The following is a 16,666-nucleotide window of genomic DNA, read 5'->3' on the forward strand; positions in this document are numbered from 1 at the left end:
GTCCTTTGTCTTTTTTAACTTTAAGCTTAAAGAAAAAATATGAAGACTATAGAAAAAGAAAATCATCTCCTTATTGAGAATGACCAGGACTCCATCACATCTTTTGCATCTTATCTCACAAAGCATCATGATGAATTTATAGCGTATAATGTTGTTATAGATATTCAGAAGTATGAAAATCTTCGACTTGATGAATTACTTGGCTTCTTAGAGTTATCCAATATTCACAAGAAGCAGAAGAAGTCTTTTGTAATCGTAAATAACGCGCTTCACATGGATAAAGTTCCGGAGGAACTAATGGTAGTACCTACATTACAGGAAGCTGAAGATGTGGTACAAATGGAAGAAATTGAAAGGGATCTGGGGTTTTAATACCTCTTGTATTAGATGTATGGAAATATTATGATGAAACTTACCATTCTGGGTTGCTATGCTGCTACTCCACGAACTTTTACTAATCCTACTTCCCAGGTTTTAGAAATTAGAAACCATATTTTTTTAATTGATTGCGGTGAGGGAACCCAGGTGCAGCTAAGAAGAAATAAAATTAAATTTTCCAAAATTCAACATATTTTTATTTCCCATCTTCATGGGGACCACTGTTTTGGGCTTGTCGGACTAATTTCTACTTTTCGGCTTTTGAATCGGGAAATTGATCTTCATGTTTATGGTCCAAAGGGTATTAAAGAAATTATCACCCTGCAGTTAAAACTCTCGAATTCCTGGACAAATTATTCGCTTTACTTCCATGAACTGGAGAGTAAATCTTCAGAAATAATATATGAAGATGCGAAGGTTACAGTAGAGACAATCCCTCTGAATCACAGAGTCTATACTAATGGCTTCTTATTCAGGGAGAAGCCGGGTGAAAGGAAGTTGCTCATTCAGAAGGCACAGGAGTATAATATAGATGTCAGCCTTTATAACAGCTTAAAGAAAGGTAAGAATGTGATTTCTGAAGATGGAGAGCTTATACCAAACACAGAGGTTACCACAGATCCGGCTCCGGTAAAAAGCTATGCCTACTGTAGCGACACTGCATTTTATCCGGAAATTGTACCACAGATAAAAGGGGCAACAGTGTTATATCACGAATCCACTTTTTTAGATGACAAGCTTGAACTTGCCGCACCTACCAAACATTCTACAGCGAAGCAAGCTGCTGCAATTGCGAAGGAGGCCGGTGTCTCACAACTTCTCTTAGGCCATTACTCTACACGCTATCCTAATATTGAAGATTTTCAAGAAGAAGCTTCTGAAATATTTCCTAATAGCGAAATTTGCGATGACGGAAAAGTTTTCATTTTTGAATAGATTATAGAGAAGAATCTTTTACTCATTTACTTGTAAATTTTTTCTTATGATAATTTCTTAAGCTTGTTCTTTAAAGGTTATTTTTTACTCAAATAAAGTTCCTTATTCTCATTTCTACTTCTCTCTAAAACCCGTAAATTGCAGTAAAGTATTTAGAAATGGAAAAAGATCTTCAGAATTATAGAAAATCATATGAGAAATATGAGTTTTCAGAAAAACCTATTCCCGTTTCTCCCCTTGTTTTGTTCGGCGAATGGTTCGTGGAGGCAGAAAATGATGATAGCGTGGGAGAAGTAAACGCCATGAACGTTGCTACTATCGGGCTTAATGGATTTCCCAAAAACCGGATTGTTTTACTGAAGAAATATGACAAAAACGGATTCACCTTTTACACAAATTATAAGTCTGAGAAAGGACTGGATATAGAAAAAAACCCTCATGTCTGTCTTTCTTTTTTCTGGCCTAATATGGAGCGACAGGTAATAATTAAAGGAGTTGCAACAAAAAATACAAAAGAAGAATCTATAAAATATTTTCATTCCAGGCCCAGAGGTAGCCAATTAGGTGCTTTAGCTTCCAACCAAAGTGAGCCAATATCTTCACGGGAAGAGTTGGAGGTGAAAATAGAGCAGCTAACAAAGGAATATGAGGGACAAACAATACCTAAACCAGAAGAATGGGGAGGTTATAATGTTTCTCCTGTGAGTTATGAGTTTTGGCAGGGCAGGCAAAATCGCCTGCACGACCGGATTCTCTTTTCTAAATTAGAAGAGAAATGGAAAGTTGAACGTTTAGCACCTTAACTATGAAAAGATTGATTCTGGTAAGACATGGTAAGTCGTCCTGGAAACATGATCTTCCCGATCATGAGAGGCCTTTAAAGAAAAGGGCTTACAGAGATGGAAGAAAGGTTGCAGGTACTTTTAAAGAATTTTATTCGCCTACGGCTACGTTATGGAGCAGCCCTGCCACACGAGCGCTGGAGACTGCAAAAATGTTTAAAGAGGAATTAAAAGTACCTGATAAGATGTTTACGATTCGGCAGGATCTCTATACTTTTGATGCTAAAGAGCTGCTGGAAATAATTAAATCTTGCCCAGATACTATAGATAAGTTAATAATCTTTGGCCATAACCCGGCTATTACTAATGCTGTAAATTCACTGGGAGATAAAAACCTGGATAACTTCCCTACCACAGGTCTCTGCGTGATCGATTTTGAAAATTATAAGTGGGAGCGTATTAAAACCGGAAGAACAATTATTACGTTACTTCCTAAGAATTTGAGATAATTTATGCTGAACAAAAAATATATTAATCGGGAACTTAGCTGGTTACAATTTAATTCCAGAGTGCTTCAGGAAGCTGAAGATGAAACTGTCCCTTTAATAGAACGATTGAGGTTTTTAGGAATATTTTCAAATAACCTGGATGAATTTTTTAAAGTACGATATGCCACGGTAAAACGTATAGATCTGGCAGGTAAAGCAGGGAAAAGTGCTTTGGGAGGAATTAAGGCCAGTAAATTACTGGAAAAAATTACTCAAATAGTAATCCGTCAGCAATCAGAAAGTTTAAAAATTCTCGAGGATATCCAGACAAGGCTCAGGAATCACAACATAAATATCATTAAAGAGACCGAAGTCTCAGAATCACAGGAGGAATTTATCAAGGAATTTTTTCTTGCTAAAGTGAGCCCTGCACTGGTCACCATTATTCTAAATGACCTTCCGGAAATACCCAGCCTTAAAGATAGTGCAGCATATTTGGCTGTGAAAATGGTGATGAAAGAAGATGTTCCCAAACATGGAATCACCCAGCTTATTGATCGATCTGTTAAGGAAAGGAAATATGTCCTTATTGAAATTCCCAGGAGTATCGAGCGTTTTGTGGTTCTGCCTGAGGAGGATGGGAAGCAGTACATCATGTTACTGGATGATCTTATAAGATATAATCTTCATCGTATTTTCAACATTTTTGAATATGAGAGTATAACAGCTCATATGATTAAAATAACAAGAGATGCAGAGCTGGATATCGATAGCGACCTAAGTAAAAGTTTTATAGAAAAAATATCCAGTAGTGTAAAAGACAGAATTAAAGGCGATCCTGTGCGTTTTGTTTATGATATGAATATTGATGAGGATACCCTTTCCTATTTAATGAATAAGATGGGAATTGATTCTACAGACAGTATCATTCCCGGCGGAAGGTATCATAATAGAAGAGACTATATGAATTTTCCCAGTCTTGGCGCCAGCGAGTTGTATTACGAAGTGCGTGATCCTTTGCCTATTCCGGGTCTTATTTTACAGGCCAGCCTCCTTTCAGGTATTGCTGCAAAAGATTTCCTGCTTTACACTCCTTATCAAACCTTCGCTTATACCGTTAAATTTCTGAGGGAAGCAGCTTTGGATCCCAAGGTAAAAACCATTAAAATAACGATCTACAGGCTGGCAAAAATTTCCCATATCGCTAGTTCTTTGATAAATGCGGTGAAAAATGGTAAAAAGGTAACTGTACAAATTGAATTGAGAGCGAGATTCGACGAGGTAGCGAATATCCGTTATGCAGAACAAATGCAGCAGGAAGGAGTGAACCTTATTTTTGGAGTGCCCGGGCTTAAAGTCCATTGTAAAGCCTGTGTAATAGAAAGGGAAGAGGAAGGAAGAACACGCCGGTACGGATTTTTAAGTACCGGAAATTTCAATGAATCCACGTCCAGGGTGTATACAGATTATACACTTTTCACTGCAGATCCCGAAATCCTGAAAGAAGTGAATAAGGTTTTCGACTTTTTTGAAACAAATTATAAAGTAAACAAATACAAACATCTTTTAGTTTCTCCTCATTATACCAGAACAGCTTTGATGGGACTGATTCAGAGGGAGATAGACGCAGCCAAAAAAGGTATTGATGCTGAAATCAAATTAAAGCTGAACAGCCTTTCAGATTATAAAATGATTGATAAGCTTTATCAGGCTAGCTCAGCAGGGGTGAAGATTAAACTTATTGTACGTGGAATATGCTGCCTGATTCCGGGAGTTAAAGGGATGAGCGAAAATATTGAAGCTATAAGCATTGTAGATAAATTTTTAGAACATCCCAGGCTTTACATTTTTGAGAACTCAGGAAATCCAAAAGTATATATTTCTTCAGCAGACTGGATGACCAGGAATTTAGATCAAAGAGTGGAGATCTCGTGTCCCATTTATGATGAAGATATTAAAAAAGAAATCCTGGAGACCTTTGAGATAAGCTGGAAAGACAATGTGAAAGCAAGAATTTTTGATACGGAGCAGACAAATAGTCGAAGAATAGACGATAAACCTCCTCTGCGCTCTCAGTTTGCATTATACGATTACTATTTAAAAAAAATTGAAACAATAACAGAGTGATTTCACAAAAGAACTACGCAGCTATAGATATAGGTTCCAACGCCGTAAGGTTACTTGTATCTACTATTACCGAAAAAGAAGGACAAGACCCAACCTTCAGAAAAACCTCGCTTGTAAGGGTGCCAATTCGCCTGGGGGCTGATGTTTTTCTGAAAAAAAATATTTCCGAAAGAAATATTTCCAGAATGGTGGATACAATGAGTGCCTTTGACCTATTAATGAAATCTCATGGCGTAGAAAAATACAAAGCTTGTGCAACTTCAGCAATGAGAGAAGCTGAAAATGGGGAAAAAGTAACCCAGATGATCAGGGAAAAATCTGGTGTGGATATCGAAATAATAGATGGAAATCATGAAGCAGCCATTATCGCAGCTACAGATTTGCATGCGCTTATTCAAAATGACTGTAATTATCTTTATGTAGATGTTGGTGGAGGTAGTACCGAATATACGCTCTATAGTAACGGCAAGACCGTGGCTTCAAAATCCTTTAAAGTCGGTACAGTGAGGTTGCTAAACGATCTGGTAAAAAACAGTACCTGGAAAGAAATGGAAAGCTGGGTGAAGGACACTACAAAAGGATTTAATGATATAGATCTTATTGGTTCCGGCGGTAACATAAACAATATTTTTAAGACCAGTGGAAAGAAAGAAGGTAAACCTTTAAGTCTGGCTTATTTAAAGAAATATGATGAATTGATCAACTCTTACACCTACGAAGAAAGGATCACAGAGCTGGATCTTAAAAGCGATAGGGCAGATGTTATTATTCCTGCATCCAAGATTTATGTAAATTCTATGAGATGGGCTAAAGCAAATCAGATCTATGTTCCAAAAATTGGCCTTTCTGATGGAATCATTAAATCGTTATATAATGAGAATCAGAGTTAGTTGTTGTAAGGAATGAAAAATTAAGAGCAGGTAAGAATTTGCCAATTTTCGATATACTGAAGCAGTCGGCAATAAAAACCTTGATATTTACTTGAAATCAGCTATAATTTAGAATTTTTTTCGGATTTCTGGCAGCGATTATCAGCGGAAAAAACCCAATTTGTGCCTGTAAATTACCTGGAGATCGAAAATTGCCAATTATCAAGCTCCCTTATACTGGGGAACGAAAAGCTTTATAAGATTACCCGTGAATGCTTTCTTTTTTTCCAAGATCTTTCATTACTTCAGCTTCAAATTCGAGCAAATCCTGCCACTTTTGGTCTACAACTTCACGATCTCCGTACTTTCGCGCAAATTGAAGAAACATTGTATAGTGATTAGCTTCACTTACCATTAAGCTACGGTAAAATTCGGCAAGTTCTTTATCTTCCAGTTTTTCTGAAAGTAACCGGAAACGTTCACAACTTCTGGCTTCAATTAATCCGGCAATCAGCAACCTGTGTACTAGTTGGGTTGCACGGCTACCACCTTTGGGGAAAAAACTTCGTAACTGGATCACATATTCGTCCTTTCTGTCATGACCCATTGTATAGCCTCTCTTAAGAATCCTGTCATGAACCATTTTAAAGTGTCCCATTTCTTCCCTTGCCAGAGCAGTCATAGCTGTCACAAGTTCTGAATATTCGGGATAGGTAACAATTAGAGAAATTGCAGTTGATGCTGCTTTTTGTTCACAATAAGCATGGTCAATAAGAATTTCATCTATGTTTTTTTCAGCAATATCGACCCATCTTGGATCTGTTGGTAATTTTAATCCTAACATAGTTATACATCTAAATCAAAAGTTGATCTCAGTTTGTCAATTAAAGGATTTTTTTCCTTCAGTTTATTATATTTTTCCATTGGAGTAAAAGCAAATTTCTTGGCACTGCTTTCGTTCACCAGGATGGTGAGTGATATCTGGGAATTGTGAAGCTTGCTCTTCAAAAATCCCATCAGCTTGTTTTGAGCTCTCTCCAGGTCAATCTTCATGGTTTCGGCAGGAAGTTCTATAATAATTTCTTTTTCCTTAAGTTTTGGCAGATCGGTCTCAAGGATAGAGGCAAGAATTTTTTCTCCGCTTTTTTTAAGCCTTTGTACATATTCGTTCCAGGCCATTTGCAGCTGTGTTTCAGAAAAATCACCCGTCATTTCTTTTTCGGTAGGAGTATTCGCCTGCTGTTTAGCTGCAATTTCTTTTTTGGCCCGGATACTCTTCAGGGAAAGACCGGACACTTTTTCATTCTTTATGGAAGTACCTTTTACTGGCTCTGTCTTAGGATTTGTAGCAGCAAGGGACGCTATTACAGCTCTGTCCTGCTTTGGCTCTTCTGCGGGACTGTTATTGGAATAATATTCCGGATTCTCCTTAACAGGCGCACAAGCTCCGTTTTCAGTGTTGTTTTGTTCGGAAGGCAGCTGAGATTCTTTGGGAGCTACAGCATCATTTGATGCATATTCGTTATTCTGGACCAGCTTTTTTTCTTCCGAAGAAAGGGGGGAAGGTGCATTTTCAAAATGAGTTGCAGGAATTATACGCCGCTCAGACTTTTTTTTTTCTCCATCAAAAGTGATAGAGGCGAGTTGCATAAGACATAATTCCACCAGAAGACGCTGATTGCGGCTACTTTTATACTTTAGGTCACAGTCGTTCGCCAGATTAATTCCCTCCAGTAAAAACTGATGCGAAGTTTTTTGTGATTGCTCAAAATATTTCGTCTTGGTCTGTTCCCCAACTTCCAGCAGAGAGATCGTTTTTTGATCTTTGCATACCAGCAAATCCCTGAAGTGGGAAGCAAGTCCTGCAATAAAGTGGTGGCCGTCAAACCCACTGGATAAAATCTCGTTATATGCGACCAGTAGCCCGGGAATGTTATTTTCCAGGACAAGATCTGTAATCTTCATATAGGTGTCGTAATCCAGAACATTCAGGTTCTCTGTTACGGCCTGTCGGGTGAGTTCATTTCCGCTAAAACTTACTACGCGGTCATAGATAGAAAGTGCATCGCGCATTGCTCCATCTGCCTTTTGAGCAATAATTTGGAGTGCGTCGTCATCGGCAACCACACCTTCCTGTTCAGCAATATAAGCGAGATAATTTTTAGCGTCGGTTACTCCTATTCTTTTGAAGTCGAAAATCTGACATCTTGAAAGGATAGTGGGAATAATTTTGTGCTTTTCGGTTGTGGCAAGTATGAAAATTGCATGTTTTGGAGGTTCTTCCAGGGTTTTCAGAAAAGCATTAAAAGCCGAAGCCGAAAGCATGTGCACCTCGTCAATAATATAGACTTTATAATTTCCCACCTGCGGCGGAATTCTAACCTGGTCTATTAAATTACGAATATCATCCACAGAGTTATTGGAGGCGGCATCTAATTCAAAAATATTAAATGCAAAATCCTCATCTGGAGCATGATTTTCATCTTGGTTGATCATTTTTGCCAAGATACGGGCACAGGTCGTCTTGCCTACACCACGAGGGCCGGTAAAAAGCAACGCCTGTGCAAGATGGTTGTGCTGTATAGCGTTGGCAAGGGTGTTGGTGATAGCCTGCTGACCCACAACATCTTTAAATGTTTGGGGCCGGTATTTCCTGGCTGATACTACAAAATGCTCCATTAAATTCTATTGGACAACAAATATAAAAATCACAAGGTTAAGTTCTATGCTAGATTTCTTTATTTTTGAACAAAAGCAAATAAGAAATCAACAATTTAATCCAACTAATTTGAAGTATCTTTGCGCCAAAGCAGGTCGCCTTGTCGCTTGATCTAATAATTTCGGTTTATCCGGAAATGCGAGGTTGAGAGGAAAGTCCGGACACCATAGGGCAGCATAGTGGGTAACGCCCACCGGCCGTGAGGTTAGGACAAGTGCAACAGAAAGAATGTACAGGTAATGCTGTAGTGAAACCAGGTAAACTCTATGCGGTGCAATGCCATGTAAACCGGTACTGCAGACGGCCCGTCTGCTTCCGGAGGGTAGGCAGCTAAAGGCTTTTGGCAACAAAAGTTTCAGATAAATGATAAGGGCTTCCGAATCTTTTCGGAAGAACAGAATCCGGCTTACAGACCTGCTTTTTTATTCTTTTTCCTGATAAATCCTTACGTAATCTATTAAAAACTGCTGAGGAAGAATAGCTTCATCCAGCTCTCCTGCCCAACCTCCACCAAGGGCCAGGTTTATAAGTAAAAAATAAGGTTTTCTGAAAATATATGCCATACTGCCTGCTTCTTCTATTTTAAAGGTGTGGTAGATTTCACCGTCTATGAGAAATTCAATTTTATCTTTCGTCCAATTAATGCCATAGACGTGAAAATCTCTATGAAGATCAGCAACAAACAATTTAGCACCATCTGATGAATACTGTACCTCATTATCTGCGGGATAATGAACCGTACCATGAATATGGTTATTATCTTTTCCCACAAATTCCATAATATCTATTTCTCCGGAAAAAGGCCATTCTACCTCGTTCACATCTCTTCCAAGCATCCATATCGCTGGCCATACGCCCTGTCCCTGCGGAAGTTTTGCACGAACCCGAACCCTTCCATATTGAAAACTGAATTTGCCAAACGTCTTAATGCTGGCTGAAGTATAAGACGTCTTTTTTGATTTTGTTCGCCAGTGGGTGCTTCCTTCTTTATAGAAATCGTTTTTGATCTTATCTTTCCGGCCTTTAATGATCAGGTTTCCGTCTTTAACCCTGGCATTTTTCTTTCGCTCCTTGGTATAATATTGTGGTTCCATGTTTCTGACAAAACCTTCTTCAAAGCTCCATTTTTCAGGATTGGGGAGTCCTCTGTAATTAAATTCGTCAGAAAAAGTTAATTCAAAGCTGCGGTCTTGTGAAGTGGCTTCAAAGTTTGTCATGAGCAAAAGAAATATTATAAAATTTTTTGAAGTCATTAAAGACTTAGTTGAAGTTATTGAAAAATCACAATTGTTGGATTATTTTTCCAGAAGCTCTTCAGCCCATTCGACTGCATCATCCAGTTCAGTAAAAATTTCAAATTCGAAAGGAGCAAACAAGCGTTCAAACTTTGCAGATTTTAGAGCTGCAGTATTTTCTGCTACTACTGCTATTCCCCGTAGTTGTCCGTCTTTGGGCATACTGGATATATACACAGTAGGGTCTACATTGCATTTATTTATTCTATGAGAAATATAAACAAAACGTTTGGTCTCATAGAATTTTGTACAGATTTCGCTAAGGGTATTTGCTTCTTCTTTTTCTACGCTCTTATCCTCTTTTAAATTGGAAATAACATATTTACTGAAGAATTCCAGGGTGGTAAAGTCTAACTCTATTTTATGCGCAACCTCGGCCATGACCTTAAGTTACATAAAAAAAACTAAAAACTGAATTTCCGTATTTTCGGGCTTCCTGAAAATTTATAGTCTTAGAAAGATCTGTGTGTTTAGAATGTTCAATGATAAGTTGCCCTTGCAGATTTAAAAGATCTTTTTCAAAAGTTATTTCTACAATTCTTTCGAAAGTTTTTTCTTCAAAATCATAAGGTGGATCGGCAAAGATTATATCAGCTTTTACAGAAGCTTTTTCGAGATATTTAAAGACATCACTTTTTATAACGGTAATATCGAAATCAAGTTCTAAAGCTGTCTTCTTGATAAATTTCACACATTCAAAATTGCTGTCCACGGCCGTAATATTTTCTGTACCACGGGAAGCAAATTCATAAGCAATATTTCCGGTACCGGAAAAGAGATCAAGCACTTTTAAATTACTAATTTGAAAATGGTTGTTCAGGATATTGAAAAGCGCTTCCTTGGACATATCCTGTGTTGGCCTTACAGGAAGTTTTTTTGGAGCATTAATTCTCCGGCCTTTATTTGTTCCCGAAATTATTCTCATTACAAAGATTTTAAAAGTATGTATTCGTCAGACTGCTCTGTAGGTTTGCCTGTCTTTTCGCTATATTCAAATGAATAGAAGATATCAGGAAAACTAATATTTTTTATATAATCATAAGCAATCTTATAGAACGGAGAATCGCGATTTATATTACCCAAAAAGAGAAGATCCATTTCCATAGGATCAAGATTTAATTGTTCCGCAGTAAAAAGGATATAATAGAGAAAGTCTTCTCGTGTATTATAAGAGAAAGTATTACAAAGCAAAAGCTTTCCATTTTTAACGATCACCAGATCATATTCGTTATTCCTGTTATAAAGATAAATTTTTGGCTCGTCATATTCGGGTAATTTTAAGAGCTCTTCAATTAAAACAGTTATAGAATGCCGGTATTCGAACTCACCATACTTGTCGAAAAAGTAATTGATGATATTGGTGTACGGAATGTAAACATTTACAATATCTTTTATTTCAAGTTCATCGTAAGCAATAAAATCGGTTCTAAGAATCTTGGTGTTAAATTTTAAATAGTTCGAGACATTTTCTTCACTAAAGAGAGAAGCGGGAACAAGGGAGTAGAAACTGTTGCTGAAGATTACAATCACTTCGTCCACTTCCTGTTGTAAGCCGGATTCTTTTTGGTAGAGTAGCTTAATCTCTGCTAAAACTTTGGCGGGATTGAGCTGGGCAGTAAAGATTTGCTTCTTATAAAAAATTATAGTTTTACTTTCTGTATTTAGTACACAAAAAGAAAGTCCATTCAGGCTAACCTGAATGGACAGTTTTAAAAAAGTCTTTTTTTGCTTACTCTTCACCATACGACTGTGGCCAGTTCCCGTTGGTATTGACCTCCTGCATAGATCCTACACTTATGTAACGACCGTTCACGTCATCCACAGACTGGATTTCATTTTCCTGGAGAACAAGGGTTCTATCCTGGTCATATAAAATTTTACTCTTTGCAATCTTGGCTTCAAATACAGGTATCTTGTTATCACCTTTTGTAATTGTCCCTGCTTCAAGATCAAATTCTGCATCTGTACCTTCAATAGGTACATTAATCATACTCCTGTAACGTTCCTCATTTCCATTGTATAAAGAATCTTTAACAGAAACGAAAGATAAAGTATCAATAACGATATCTTCTATGTACTGGTCAACGCCATAAGTTCTTCTGTATTCCTCATCAAGGTAAGTGGTATCACGACGTTGGGTGATAGCAAACTCAGCAGTATCAATAAAACGGACCAGTTTGTCAAAATCTCCTTCAAATCTTCCGGTCACTTCTCTATGAGCAAGTTCACCAGCTCTTAGATCTTTTAAGTTTTCAATTACTTTAGCGTAGCGCTTCTCTTTAACTTTGTTAAACTGGATAGGTCGGTAAACGGCATCAAATGTAAGATAGGCCAGGAAAATTATCACCAACCAAAGGAGTAACTGAATTACAAGTCTCATGCTTTAATAATTTATTTAAGTAAAATTTATACTGTATAGGACAAATCTACAATTTTTTTTTATTCGTAAAAGTTTCTTCCCTAAAAATCCATTGTATATTTGATAATTTACCCAACTACTATGGAAGTACCTTCTGCCGCCTCATTTTATAAATTACTTTTAGACGATCTGGGTTTTCCTGCAAAAGCCAAACAGGATATCGCTTTACAACAGTTATCAACCTTTGCAACAGAGGGAGGGAATAACTCTCTTTTTGTTTTAAAGGGTTTTGCGGGAACAGGAAAAACCACCATTATAAGTTCCCTTGTCAAAAACCTGTGGAAGATAAAAAAATCCGGAGTTTTACTGGCTCCAACAGGAAGGGCTGCAAAAGTAATTTCCAATTATTCAAAGCAGGAAGCCTTTACAATACATAAGAAAATTTACTTTCCGAAGAAGTCGGGGGGAGGAGGAGTAAGCTTCGTACTTCAGCCTAATAAGCACAAAAACAGTTTGTTTATTGTGGATGAAGCCTCTATGATTTCTGATGAAAATGCCGATTCTAAACTTTTTGAAAACGGATCGCTACTGGATGACCTAATGCAATTTGTTTATTCCGGAAAAAATTGTCAGCTTATTTTAATTGGAGACACCGCGCAGTTGCCGCCGGTTAAAATGGATATGAGTCCTGCCTTGCAGGAGGAAAAACTTCGGTTTAGCTATAATAAAGAAGTAAAACACATAGAGCTGGACGAGGTTGTACGGCAAAGCGAAGAAAGCGATATATTGCTTAATGCCACCAGGATACGGGAATGCCTTCAGGAGGAATTCTATGAGAGCTTTAAATTTAAACTGACTTCTAAAAAGGATGTGATTCGCCTTACAGACGGCTACGACATTATGGAAGCCATTCAGGATTCCTATGACAATCTGGGTAATGAAGAAACCAGTATTATCGTGCGTTCCAACAAACGTGCAAACCAATATAATCAGCAGATTAGGAATAGAATTTTATTTCAGGAGGAAGAGATTTCTGCCGGAGATTATTTAATGGTGGTGAAAAACAATTATTTCTGGATAAAACCTGCTTCTGAAGCGGGTTTTATCGCAAACGGTGACATTGTTAAAGTGCTGGAAATCTTCGGAATTAAAGAATTATACGGTTTCCGTTTTGCTGAAGTGCAGGTGCAAATGGTGGATTATCCAAAAATGCAGCCATTTGAAACGGTAGTATTGCTGGATACCTTAACCAGCAACACGCCCTCCCTTTCCTATGAAGAATCTAATAATCTTTACCAGGAAGTAATGAAGGATTACGCTGAAGAAACTTCAAAATATAAGAAGTTCCTGAAGGTTAAAAACAACAAATATTTTAATGCTTTGCAGATTAAATTCTCTTATGCAATGACCTGTCACAAATCACAGGGTGGGCAGTGGAATACAGTATTTATTGAGCAGCCATATTTGCCAAACGGAGTAGGCAAGGAGTACCTGAGATGGCTTTATACCGCAGTTACCCGGGCTACCGATAAGCTTTATCTGATAGGTTTTAAAGATGATTTTTTTGTTGAAAACTTAACGAGTTAAGGAGTTAAAGAGGAAAAAAGAAAAAAGACTGTTTCGCTCAAAGAACAGAGACTTATAAAAGAGCCCGCACACCGTAAACAAACCTATATTATTCTCAAGGTCGAAAATTGCCATTTTCGGAGAATGGCTTTAGGAGAAGACGAAAAGAGTGAAATGTGAAATGTTCAAAGACTGCTATACTGCAGGAGAAGAGAGTTTTAGAAGGTCAGGCCAGGGCTTTAAGTCGAAACTTGCCATCTATAAGCTATAATTTAATTTTTTCGACAAACCACAAACCACAAACCACAAACCACAAACCACAAACTCTTTAAATTAACTAAACCTAAACAAGGCCACCTCTTTAAAATGGCTATTTTTGAACAACTAAAAAACACAACAATTGGATAAACAACTCAGAATAATAGCAATGATCCCTGCAAGATACGATGCAGCAAGATTTCCGGGAAAGTTACTTCAGGATCTAAATGGAAAAACAGTTATTAGAAGAACATATGAAGCAGCCAAAGAAACAAACCTTTTTGAGGAAGTTTATGTGGTGACCGACAGTGATAAAATTGCTTCTGAAATATCTGACTTTGGCGGAAAGGTGATAATGAGCAAAAAAGAGCATGAATGCGGGAGTGACCGCCTTGCTGAAGCTGTTGAGGATATGGATGTTGATATTGTTGTTAATGTTCAGGGAGATGAACCTTTTATAGACAGGGAAAGCCTTGCTAAACTTCTGGTTGTCTTCAGGGAAGATGAGAAAGAAGAAATTGATCTTGCTTCATTAAAAACTGCAATGAGTGTAAGTGACGAGATCACTAATGCCAATAATGTAAAAGTAATTACAGATAAAAATAACCTGGCCCTGTACTTTTCCAGGTTCCCTATTCCTTATCCTCGTGATAACGATGCGCCAATGACGTACTTTAGGCATATTGGGATTTACGCCTTTAGAAAGCAGGCATTAATCGATTTTCATAATTTACCAATGTTGCCGCTGGAAGCCACAGAGAAGATTGAAGCTATTCGGTTCCTGGAATACGGAAAAAAGATTAAGATGGTGGAAACCAATATGAGTACTATCGGGATCGATACTCCTGAAGATCTTGAAAAAGCAAGGAAATTAATGCAGGATTAGTTACTTACAGCCTGTTTGTAAGTTCTTAATGCTCTTTCCCGGGCTTCTTTATGGTCTACCATTGGCTTGGGGTAGTCATCAGTACCAAATTCCGGTACCCACTTTTTGATGTACTTTCGTTCCTTATCGAATTTTTCGACCTGGGTAGTAGGATTAAAAATTCTAAAGTAAGGCGCTGCGTCAACTCCGCTTCCGGCTACCCATTGCCAGTTCCCCACGTTGGAAGACATTTCGTAATCCAACAGTTTTTCAGCGAAATAAGCTTCACCCCAGCGCCAGTCAATTAACAAATGCTTACATAAAAAACTGCCCACCAGCATTCTTACCCGGTTGTGCATAAACCCGACTGCATTCAGTTCCCGCATTCCGGCATCAACGAGTGGATATCCGGTTTTTCCTTCTTTCCACAACCTAAATTCATCTTTATTATTTCGCCAGTTGATGCGATCATATTTAGGTTTAAAAGATTCAGTTACTGTTTGTGGATTATAATCCAGAACCTGCATAAAGAATTCCCGCCATATCAATTCCTGAAGAAATGTCTTATTTTTTTCAGCGTTAGCTTTTTTTACCATTTTACGAATACTTACCGTTCCAAACCTGAGATGTGGTCCTAATCTTGATGTGCCATGTTCTGCCGGTATGTCGCGCGTATCCTCATACTCCTGTATAAGCGTGGGGGTGACATCATAATCTGGAAATTCCAGGGAAGATTCCTTGAAACCAATATCTCTAAGTTCCAGATTAGGCAGTGTTGTATTCTGAATAAGATTGTCAAGATAATTATTCGTATAATGTATCTTAAAATCCAGGTTTTTAAAATTTTCCTTCCAGGTTTTCATGTATGGAGTATAAACTACATAAGGGCCGCCATCCTGTTTGGTGATTTCATTTTTCTCAAAAATCACCTGATCTTTGAAAGTCTCGAATTCTATATTATTCTCTTCTAAAAAACCGCCTATTTCTTTATCCCGTTCCTTTGCGTAAGGCTCATAATCATGATTGGTAAAGACCTTTACTATTGAAAACTCTTTAACCAGTTTTTTAAAAATTTCAGAAGGTTTTCCATAATACATGGCCAAGGAACTGCTATATTCCTCCTTCAGAACCTTTCGCATTTGCTGAAGGGTTTTGTAAATAAATGTTACCCTGGCGTCGTCCTCTGGAAGGCTATCTAAAATTTCAGTATCAAATATAAAAATTGGAAGAATCGGATGATCATCTTTTAAAGCTTCTAAAAAACCAACATTATCGTCAAGGCGTAAATCTCTTCGGAACCAGAAAACGTTTATTTTTTCACTCATTCAGGAAAGATTTAAGGTTGAAAGTCCGCCGTCTACGCCCATTACCTGTCCGGTAATCCAGCTGCTTTCGTCGCTAAGGAGAAAGGTCGCGAGATTTGCAATATCTGAAGCTTCTCCAACGCGTTTTAGAGGGTGGCGTTCATTCATTTTCTCCTTCTTTTTATCATTGTTCAGCAATTTTTCCGCAAGTCCGGTATCTGTAAGCGAAGGGGCAACAACATTAACACGTAACGCCGGCGCATATTCTGCAGCGAGGGATCGCGCAAAACCCTCAATAGCTCCTTTTGCGGCAGCCACGCTGGTATGAAAAGGCATTCCGACTTTTACGGCTACAGTACTAAAGAAAATAAGGCTGGCATTTTCGGCATTTTGCAATTTAGGCATAACTCCCTGTACTGTTTTCACTAACCCGAAAAAATTTAAATCCATCTCCTTTTTAAAATCTTCTAACCTGTGCATTTTGAAAGGTTTCAGATTAATACTTCCGGGACAATATACAAGTCCGTCAAGCTTTTCAGGTAACTCCAGGTCTTCAATATTGTCTTTAGTGACATCAAATTCCAGATGAGTAATGTCCAGTTCCTCCAATTTCCCGGGATTTCTTGAGGCCACCGTAACATTGTGCTCCTGACTAAGTCTTTCAGCAATTTTATAACCGATTCCTGTAGAACCGCCTATAAGTAGGATTTCTTTTTTCAT

Annotated in this window: 17 protein-coding genes and 1 other RNA gene; 9 read left to right on the top strand and 9 right to left on the bottom strand. The window is 37.9% G+C overall.

Features of this window, described 5'->3' with window-relative positions; translation table 11 throughout:
• Positions 1-39 precede the first annotated feature (39 nt).
• The 6 genes from RM545_RS13535 (at position 40) to RM545_RS13560 (ending at position 5,601) form a co-directional block, all read left to right on the top strand.
• The gene (locus RM545_RS13535; RefSeq protein ID WP_311495819.1) at positions 40-372 is read left to right on the top strand and encodes a ribonuclease Z; all 333 of its coding nucleotides are present in this window, start codon (positions 40-42) and stop codon (positions 370-372) included.
• Positions 373-405: 33 nt separating this feature from the next.
• On the top strand, positions 406-1,314 hold the full coding sequence (locus tag RM545_RS13540; protein ID WP_311495863.1) for a ribonuclease Z: 909 nt from the start codon (positions 406-408) through the stop codon (positions 1,312-1,314).
• Between the two features lie 158 nt (positions 1,315-1,472).
• On the top strand, positions 1,473-2,117 hold the full coding sequence (pdxH, locus tag RM545_RS13545; RefSeq protein ID WP_311495820.1) for a pyridoxamine 5'-phosphate oxidase: 645 nt from the start codon (positions 1,473-1,475) through the stop codon (positions 2,115-2,117).
• A gap of 2 nt (positions 2,118-2,119) precedes the next feature.
• Positions 2,120-2,605, top strand: a complete 486-nt coding sequence (locus tag RM545_RS13550; RefSeq protein WP_311495821.1) for a SixA phosphatase family protein — start codon at positions 2,120-2,122, stop codon at positions 2,603-2,605.
• A 3-nt stretch (positions 2,606-2,608) separates the two neighbouring features.
• Positions 2,609-4,711, top strand: a complete 2,103-nt coding sequence (gene ppk1 / locus RM545_RS13555; RefSeq protein ID WP_311495822.1) for a polyphosphate kinase 1 — start codon at positions 2,609-2,611, stop codon at positions 4,709-4,711.
• A complete protein-coding gene (locus tag RM545_RS13560) occupies positions 4,708-5,601 on the top strand; it encodes a Ppx/GppA phosphatase family protein (protein WP_311495823.1) in 894 nt (297 codons plus the stop codon). Before ppk1 ends, RM545_RS13560 begins: the two co-directional genes overlap by 4 nt.
• A 241-nt stretch (positions 5,602-5,842) precedes the next feature.
• Here the strand turns inward: RM545_RS13560 and RM545_RS13565 are convergent, their stop codons facing one another.
• Entirely contained in the window at positions 5,843-6,424 is a 582-nt protein-coding gene (locus tag RM545_RS13565) for a MiaE family protein (RefSeq protein WP_311495824.1), read from the bottom strand.
• Positions 6,425-6,426: 2 nt separating this feature from the next.
• Entirely contained in the window at positions 6,427-8,259 is a 1,833-nt protein-coding gene (locus RM545_RS13570; RefSeq protein ID WP_311495825.1) for a DNA polymerase III subunit gamma/tau, read from the bottom strand.
• A 127-nt stretch (positions 8,260-8,386) separates the two neighbouring features.
• Here RM545_RS13570 and rnpB point away from each other — a divergent pair.
• Positions 8,387-8,724: RNase P RNA component class A (gene rnpB / locus RM545_RS13575), an RNA gene on the top strand.
• Here rnpB and RM545_RS13580 read toward each other — a convergent pair.
• The 5 genes from RM545_RS13580 to RM545_RS13600 form a co-directional block, all read right to left on the bottom strand.
• Positions 8,722-9,516: a glycoside hydrolase family 16 protein gene (locus RM545_RS13580; protein WP_311495826.1), complete on the bottom strand. Its 795-nt coding sequence runs from the start codon at positions 9,514-9,516 to the stop codon at positions 8,722-8,724. The two genes, rnpB and RM545_RS13580, sit on opposite strands and share 3 nt — an antisense overlap.
• Positions 9,517-9,594: 78 nt before the next feature.
• A complete protein-coding gene (locus RM545_RS13585; RefSeq protein WP_311495827.1) occupies positions 9,595-9,975 on the bottom strand; it encodes a hypothetical protein in 381 nt (126 codons plus the stop codon).
• 4 nt (positions 9,976-9,979) lie between these two features.
• Entirely contained in the window at positions 9,980-10,519 is a 540-nt protein-coding gene (locus tag RM545_RS13590) for an RsmD family RNA methyltransferase (RefSeq protein WP_311495828.1), read from the bottom strand.
• Positions 10,519-11,337 (bottom strand): DUF3822 family protein, encoded by an 819-nt coding sequence (locus RM545_RS13595; protein ID WP_311495829.1) that lies wholly within the window; start codon positions 11,335-11,337, stop codon positions 10,519-10,521. The genes RM545_RS13590 and RM545_RS13595 overlap by 1 nt, the downstream gene beginning before the upstream one ends.
• Positions 11,324-11,974, bottom strand: a complete 651-nt coding sequence (locus tag RM545_RS13600) for a hypothetical protein (RefSeq protein ID WP_311495830.1) — start codon at positions 11,972-11,974, stop codon at positions 11,324-11,326. Before RM545_RS13600 ends, RM545_RS13595 begins: the two co-directional genes overlap by 14 nt.
• 120 nt (positions 11,975-12,094) lie before the next feature.
• Between RM545_RS13600 and RM545_RS13605 the strand changes: the two genes are divergently transcribed.
• Positions 12,095-13,540, top strand: a complete 1,446-nt coding sequence (locus tag RM545_RS13605) for an ATP-dependent DNA helicase (RefSeq protein WP_311495831.1) — start codon at positions 12,095-12,097, stop codon at positions 13,538-13,540.
• Between the two features lie 406 nt (positions 13,541-13,946).
• Complete coding sequence (gene kdsB, locus RM545_RS13610; RefSeq protein WP_311495864.1) at positions 13,947-14,663, top strand: 3-deoxy-manno-octulosonate cytidylyltransferase; 717 nt, start codon at positions 13,947-13,949, stop codon at positions 14,661-14,663.
• Here the strand turns inward: kdsB and RM545_RS13615 are convergent.
• Positions 14,660-15,967 carry a cryptochrome/photolyase family protein gene (locus RM545_RS13615; RefSeq protein WP_311495832.1) on the bottom strand — a complete coding sequence of 436 codons (1,308 nt, stop codon included), beginning with the start codon at positions 15,965-15,967 and terminating at the stop codon, positions 14,660-14,662. The genes kdsB and RM545_RS13615 overlap by 4 nt on opposite strands.
• Positions 15,968-16,666 carry an SDR family NAD(P)-dependent oxidoreductase gene (locus RM545_RS13620; RefSeq protein ID WP_311495833.1) on the bottom strand — a complete coding sequence of 233 codons (699 nt, stop codon included), beginning with the start codon at positions 16,664-16,666 and terminating at the stop codon, positions 15,968-15,970.

Origin of the sequence: Autumnicola lenta, assembly GCF_031846515.1 — a bacterium.
Taxonomy (GTDB): Bacteria; Bacteroidota; Bacteroidia; order Flavobacteriales; family Flavobacteriaceae; genus Autumnicola; species Autumnicola lenta.